Consider the following 7005-nt stretch of genomic DNA (forward strand, 5'->3'; position numbering starts at 1 on the left):
ATATTTTCGGGGTGGATGAATTGATGATGGATGTTGGATGAGGGGTGATGGAAGATGGATGGATGTCGGGTGATGGAAGATGGAAGATGGGAGATAGGTGCTGGAAGATGGAAGATGGAGAATGGAGGATGGAGGATGGAAGATAGAAGATGGATGTTTTTTTTAACGCCAAGAACGCCAGGATTTTTTTTATCAAACTCAAGTTGATGAGCGCAACGGCACTGCGTTCAGCTAAGGGCAGGAATATTTTCGGGGTGGCTGATGGAGGATGGAAGATGGATGTTGGAAGATGGAGGATGGGTGCTGGAAGATGGGTGTTGGATGTTGGAAGATTGAGGATTTTTTTAACGCCAAGAGCGCCAGGATTTTTTTTAATCATACTCATGTTGATGAGCGCAATGGCACTGCGTTCAGCTAAGGGCAGGAATATTTTCGGGTTGATAAAATGCATTACTAAAAAGATCACATTCTAAAAATGGTTATAACGGTTATTTTTAGGTAGGAATAGTTCAAGTTTAGTCAAAAAATGATTGGGTTGATCATCTCTTCGCCAGCGCCGCTTTGTAAAATCCGGAAAGCCCCATCCTCAGAGGCTTTAACCCCTAAAAAATGCTGTCAAAATTACATAAATCTTGACACGGTCACCGTTCCTTAACCAGCCCTTAGCCAGAACCGCTTTGTAAAATCCGGAAAGCCCCATCTACAGAGGCTTTATACAACGAAAAATGCTGTCAAAATTACATAAATCTTGACAGCATGTTCTTGTAAAACACCATGAGACCTGTTAGCTTTGACTTCAGAACATTCAGACATCTGCAAAGATTCGCAGCCTGCTGCAAGATGACTCATGATGCCTGGGATTGGCCGCCTGTTTACAGGCTGCCTCCCGGTTTAGATGTTCAAAGGCCAAAGGCCGCTCTGCAACAGGCTTGCCCGGCAATACCCCCCGGCGCAGGTTCTGTTGCTCTTTAACCGTAAAAAAAGAATTATGAAACGGATTATTACTTTTGCCGCCAGGCTCATCCCCTACGCTTTCGTCCTGCTGTTTATCTATGCCGCAGTGAGCAAGCTAATGGACTTTGAGAACTTCCGGGTGCAACTGGCGCAGTCTCCTATGCTGAGTGCTTATGCCGGCGTGGTGTCTTATGGGGTCATTGCACTGGAGCTGTTGATTTCTTTGCTGCTGCTGGTTCCTAAAACCAGGAAGGCCGCACTGTATGCCTCTTTTGGGCTCATGGCTGCTTTTACAGTTTATATTTACCTGATCCTTAACTACAGCGACTTTGTGCCCTGCTCCTGTGGCGGCATCCTGGAGAAACTGGGCTGGAAAGAGCACCTGTTTTTTAATATCATCATGGTTGGCTTAGCATGTACCGCCCTATTTTATGCTGAGACAAAACGGCCAGCCCTCAAAACAACTGCTTACCTGCTGACAGGCGCAGCCATCAGCAGTGCCGTGATGGTTGCCCTTTTCCTTTCTTCCGAATACATTATCAAAAAGGAGAATAATTTTACGAGGCGGTTTCTGCCTAATTTTATCATAAAGTCGGAAATTATACCATTATCTGACAGTGATTTTTATTTCGCAGGAGTGAATAATAAAATCATTTATTTTGGAAGCCGAAGAACACCTTTGATTTTTTTATCTCTAAATCTTGAAAACAATTCTTGGTATAAATACAGGATCTACCCGGATTTGGGAAGCTATAATTTCAAAAACTTACGAATCGCTGTAAAAGATTCCTATTATTATCTTTATGATGGTACAGTTCCTATCATATACCGCGGTAAGATTGGATCAAAGACATCTCAAATTATTAGTTATCAAAAGGCCTATTTTTCACAACTTGCAGTATTAGATTCAGCTCATTTCGCTATTCGAACACAAAGTTCCAAAACGCATGTTTTAACTTTAGCGAAGCTCGATTTAAGGTCCTCTCAAAAAATAAAGTTGTATCCAAAAATATTGAAACAACAACAAGACGGAATATTTGACCTTGACGGTCAGATAATTCCGAATTTATCTCTTTCTAACAGCGTCATATATGCGTATTTATACCGTAATCAATTCGTTATTATTGACAGCAGTTTTAAACGCATACGATATCAGAAAACAATTGATCAACAATCTAAAGCAGATATTCAAATAGTAAAACTTTCTAATGGTGATCATAAAATGAAGGCACCGCCAACAAAAGTAAATGCCGCTGTTGCGGCTTTTAACAATTATGTATTTATACTTTCTGAGCGTAGAGGCAGGCACGAACCCGCAACAATCCATCGAAATCGCAAAACCATTGATATTTATAGTACAGAATCGAATCAGTATGTAGGAAGTTTTTATATTCCTGAGCAACAAATTACTGGGATTATAGCAATTAATGATGGTATTTTAACACTATCCGGTAAGAATATTTACATGCATAAATTCAGAAAAACACTTAACTGAAGGGGAAGCCGAAAACCTTTTAAAGAGTAGGCATAATTTAATTTTTTTATTATGAAAAATTTCATGATTGCCGTTGCCTTAGTTTTGATGGGCACGGGGGCTGCATTTGCCACCAAAGCAGCGAAAGAAAATGCCGCAATGATATCTCCTGTATATAGGATTGATTCAGCAAGCGGCCTTTGTGAACAGGTAAACCAAACCTGTAGTGATATTCAGGGTGATGTTTGTACATGGGCAGTTGATGGTACTACAGCACTTCACGATGCACCGACTAGTCCGACTGAGTGCGGAAGAGTATTATTTAAACCATAACATTAAATAGGATGCTTTAATAGCATCCTTTTTTCATCTGTTTATTAATCCAAGAAATATCGTTTTTATTTTTTAAAAAATAATCCCACCAATCTAAAGCTCTCCTGTTAAAATCTTTTTTTTCGGTGATATCTGTGAGAGTATGTCCGCTCTTATCATACAGTAGAGCGATAACATCCTTTTTATAACGCTTGAAACTTAAATACAAACTCATTGTATTTTCAGGGACAACATTTTCATCAGCTTTGCCTGTCCATAACAATATTGGAGCACATAAATTATCAGCGTTATAGATCGGGTTATTGTCGAAAAATATTTTTTTGTTATCGGCAAATGATGATAAAATGTGGTATTGCCCAGTCTCCAATTGCCAATAGTGAGGTCCCGGAAAATTACGGTTTAGCGAGTAATAAGACTGTATGATGTCGCTAACTCCCGAGCCTGAAATATAGGCGGCAAACCGATCTGATCTTGTTGAAATAAAATTTGTGAGATAGCCTCCGAACGAGTGCCCTATGAGACCCAACTTTGAAAAATCAATATTTGCTATATCCCTTACAGCATCCAATGCCCTGTTGATGCAATCAAGACCTGAAATACCTGGTCCTCTCTCATCCGTTATAAGATCCGGTAAATATACAAAATAGCCTTTTTCCAACAGAATCCGAATATTAAATCCCAACGCATCATAACTCGCACGAAGAAAGTTCTTATTATTAGAGCTTTGAATCTGATAAATATGAACTATCATAGGATATTTCCTAGACGGATCGAAATGTTGAGGATAATATAGCAATCCTTTAAGTTTTGCTCCGCTGGATAATCCATACGTGATTATTTTCTGTCTGATAGTTTTGGCTTCTTTGTCATCATAAATTCCAAATATTTCTTTAGATTTACCATTACCATCAGAAATTTTCACTATAGGTGGTAGATTGTAGTTCTCTTCCAGCCAACAATATCGGTCCAGTTGATCAGAATACAGAAAAAAAGAGATCTGATTTTCACTTCTGAGCACTGTGCGTATTACTTTACTGTTTTTGATTAATAAATATGACACCTCACCAGCAAGAGGATCTTGAGTTTCAACAATGAGAGGTTTGTCCTGCATTATAGTTGAGCGATAAATATTATATCCTGTAATTAAATAGCTCTTTTCAGAATTTACGATTCTTACCCTCATTCCTTTAGCGATCGTCAAAGGTGTAAAATGACCATTTTTGAGATTATATTGAAGTAAGCCGTTGTCACTTTCAAAAAAAATGAATGAATTATCAATTGTAAATACAGGATTACGAATCGCCCTATTTAAGATTGCTCTCCTCTGTTTTGTTGAACTATCCAATATTTCCCACGATTCATCTTCTAAACGATAAAGCAGATACCTTCCATCTTCAGAAGCTGCCAATTCCGGTTCAATAGTCCCTATACAAAAATTTTGCTTGGTCTCTATATTATAAAGACTCATATTTAATAATGGACGGTGATAGGTATAATCCCGTAGTTCATTTCCATTAAAATTTAAAAATTGAGTAGCGCTTCCTATGTCGCAAATTGATCGATTTGCAGCCAGATTGAATTTCTCAGCATTTTTTGTTTTATTGTTCCATAACCAATATTCTTCGGCAGAGGTTTTCCTCATCATTACTGATTTTAAATCTTGGTCATTACTGTAATACATATCTAAATATGAAGGTTCATTTCTTTTTTGGTTGACCACTTTTATAATTGCTAATTCCCGGCCTTTGACCTCTTGTACAGTACTATAACCCTGTCTCGTAAATCCTGATCCAAGTGGATAACACACAGCATCTGTCTCTTTATCTATCACCACCACTCTTCGCAAGTCTGATAATTTCATTTTTTCAAAAATCAAAAAATAAGTCTTAAATTCACTTAATTCCATCCGTTCTATAATATGGGCGGTGGAATACACTGTAGTAACCTGATTGCCTACCATTTTTAAAACTAATCTTGAACCCTCATCATTCTGTTCTGCATATATAATTTCATTCTCATCACTAATGTAACGTTTCACCCTGTCAATATAACTAAGCCTTTCTCCATCTAAATTATATAAACTGAGATGGCTAGTGCTATCCAGTACCACATACTCTTTTCTGTTATTAAGTACATTGTGTTGCTTAATCTTCTCATAGCTTTTAACCTTTCCTTTTCGAAGATCATGTAATGATAGGTTACCGTTCCCGTAGCTCAATAGTTTACTGTTTTTCAGAAAAACCACCTTGCTTGTCCCAGATAACTTAATTGGAACAAATGATTTATATGTACTAAGGATTTCCAATGAGCCATCTTTAAAGGCTGACATTTTTTTTACACCAACCCATTTTCCATCAGAAGAAATCCCTTCCAACCGAAGTTCCTTAAATTTTGACAGCCATTGATCTAGGCTGTCAATCTGCGGGACATCCTGAGCAAAGACACTACACAAGGGTAATGTGATAAAAATTAAACAAATAAATCTTATTCTAATAACCATTATTTTGTGGATTTAGATTGGGATTAAGAAGTAATTCCTTCTGGGGAAGTGGCCATAATGCTGAAAAGGATTTCCAGTTGGGCTTGTCGGTAACCAGATACTGTAGCCTTCCAGCCTGCTTAAGATCTAAGAACCGGTGTCCCATTTCAGTAAAGAACTCTCTGCGGTTTTCAAGCAAAATTTCATTAGAGAGGCTATCGGCTGTAATATTATCATTAATTGCACTTAATCCTGCGCGTCCTCTTATGGCATTAATGAAAGGAAGGGCCTGAGAAATCTTGTTTTGTTTAGCGAGCACTTCGGACATCATCAGGTAAACTTCTTCAATCCTGAATATAATAGAATACTCTGTTGCATTTGTTGTTCTATTTTTATATTTATCTGCGCGATACCAAGTATTATTGCCCACGGTAACAGCTGCAATCCAGTTTTGTTTTCTTTTATCTTCTACAGAAAAACTACTGATAAGGCTCGGAGACAATGCATAGCGTGAGGGCGCTGCATTGACAAAATATAAAGATTGTATTTCCTGAGTCGGATCGTTCGCATTTTTAGGTTTGATCTGCCATAGAATATGGGAACCTGATTTTAAAAATACTTTGTTGACATCCGGTTCAAGACTGTAAAGTGGGCTTGAAAGAATATCGCCAAGCAATGCTTCTGCCTGGTCCCACTGCTGATCACTCATATAAATTTTGGCAAGAACCAGTTGCACCACTTTTTTATTGGGAAAAATTCTTTCCGTATTCCTGTAAAGATCATCTATCAGGCTCAAAGCTGTGATAAGATCATCTTTGATTCTAATTTTAAGATCGGATGTTGGCATTCTAGACAAGGAACTGTTCATGGTGTAATCCGTACTGGTCGTGTATGGTATATCACCAAAAACCTGCATCAGATAATAATAGATTAAGCTTCTTATCAATATGGCTTCTCCTATAATTCTTCCTTTATCTTTTTCTGAAATGCCTGTTGACTGTTCCATGCCTTGGATAATAGCATTCGACATATAAATTTCTTTGTAAGCGGCGGTCCAGTAGCCAAGTACTGCCGCATTTGAATCATTTTGTATATTCAGATAAAGATCACGAATGCCTGTGCTTTCACCCGCTGGGGAATAGCAGTCTAAATCATCGGTGTAGTTTCCCAGCAATATTCCGCTACCTCCCGCTCCTCCTGATATCGGAGAGTTATCCCGCAAATTTCCGTACAGGCTGGCTAGTGCAGCGTCAGCGCTTTGAAGGTTATTGAATACGTATTCTGTTGCTATTTGGTTAGCCGGAAGATCGACTTCAAGCATATTGTCGCAGGATTGCAATAGCGCATTGATCAGTAAAACTATTAAAAATGACGCAGCTATTGTTTTCATAAATAATTTGATAACAATCCTGTCCTAAATAAAATTTATCATACATTATTTAGACTATTTCATTGTGTTTATCCATTGAAATTTGCCAATTTTTAAAATAGAACCCCCTGCTGGAATTTTGGTGGTGGTTCTATGTGCTCCTCGAAGGGTTTATCTAGCCATTTTTGCAAGTCGATTTTAACAAAGAGATTCAGTCGTATAAAAGCTACCAAATTGGATAAGTACCAGTCGAATTTTGATTGCGCCTTCAAAGCCTTAAGGATGAGAATGGTAATCAAGGCAGTCCAAATTTGTATCATCACCGCATTTTCTGAAGTTCCGATAAAAGATTTTATATGAAGTAATTGTTTAATGTCCCGAAAAAATATTTCCACC

5 protein-coding genes and 1 pseudogene are annotated in these 7005 nt (G+C 38.0%); 2 read left to right on the forward strand and 4 right to left on the reverse strand.

Going from position 1 to position 7005, the window contains the following annotated elements; genetic code table 11:
* The coding region (locus B0B05_RS16530) for a hypothetical protein (RefSeq protein ID WP_221406963.1) at positions 1 to 451 on the reverse strand (451 nt) is incomplete at its 3' end.
* A gap of 537 nt (positions 452 to 988) precedes the next feature.
* Between B0B05_RS16530 and B0B05_RS03690 the strand changes: the two genes are divergently transcribed.
* Positions 989 to 2449: a MauE/DoxX family redox-associated membrane protein gene (locus B0B05_RS03690; RefSeq protein ID WP_143745933.1), complete on the forward strand. Its 1461-nt coding sequence runs from the start codon at positions 989 to 991 to the stop codon at positions 2447 to 2449.
* Between the two features lie 51 nt (positions 2450 to 2500).
* Complete coding sequence (locus B0B05_RS03695) at positions 2501 to 2761, forward strand: DUF6520 family protein (protein WP_076782134.1); 261 nt, start codon at positions 2501 to 2503, stop codon at positions 2759 to 2761.
* A 16-nt stretch (positions 2762 to 2777) separates the two neighbouring features.
* Here the strand turns inward: B0B05_RS03695 and B0B05_RS03700 are convergent, their stop codons facing one another.
* From B0B05_RS03700 to B0B05_RS03710, 3 genes and pseudogenes are all read right to left on the reverse strand, one after another.
* Complete coding sequence (locus tag B0B05_RS03700; protein ID WP_076782135.1) at positions 2778 to 5261, reverse strand: alpha/beta hydrolase family protein; 2484 nt, start codon at positions 5259 to 5261, stop codon at positions 2778 to 2780.
* Entirely contained in the window at positions 5251 to 6630 is a 1380-nt protein-coding gene (locus B0B05_RS03705) for a RagB/SusD family nutrient uptake outer membrane protein (protein ID WP_076782136.1), read from the reverse strand. Before B0B05_RS03705 ends, B0B05_RS03700 begins: the two co-directional genes overlap by 11 nt.
* A gap of 92 nt (positions 6631 to 6722) precedes the next feature.
* Positions 6723 to 7005, reverse strand: a pseudogene (locus tag B0B05_RS03710) (IS4 family transposase); the annotation flags it as partial.

This window comes from Epilithonimonas bovis DSM 19482, assembly GCF_900108115.1.
GTDB lineage: Bacteria > Bacteroidota > Bacteroidia > Flavobacteriales > Weeksellaceae > Epilithonimonas > Epilithonimonas bovis.

Coding starts and splice junctions, on each gene's coding strand:
- B0B05_RS03690 (WP_143745933.1), top strand. CDS start 989: ATGAAACGGATTATTACTTTTGCCGCCAGGCTCATCCCCTACGCTTTC.
- B0B05_RS03695 (WP_076782134.1), top strand. CDS start 2,501: ATGAAAAATTTCATGATTGCCGTTGCCTTAGTTTTGATGGGCACGGGG.
- B0B05_RS03700 (WP_076782135.1), bottom strand. CDS start 5,261: ATGGTTATTAGAATAAGATTTATTTGTTTAATTTTTATCACATTACCC.
- B0B05_RS03705 (WP_076782136.1), bottom strand. CDS start 6,630: ATGAAAACAATAGCTGCGTCATTTTTAATAGTTTTACTGATCAATGCG.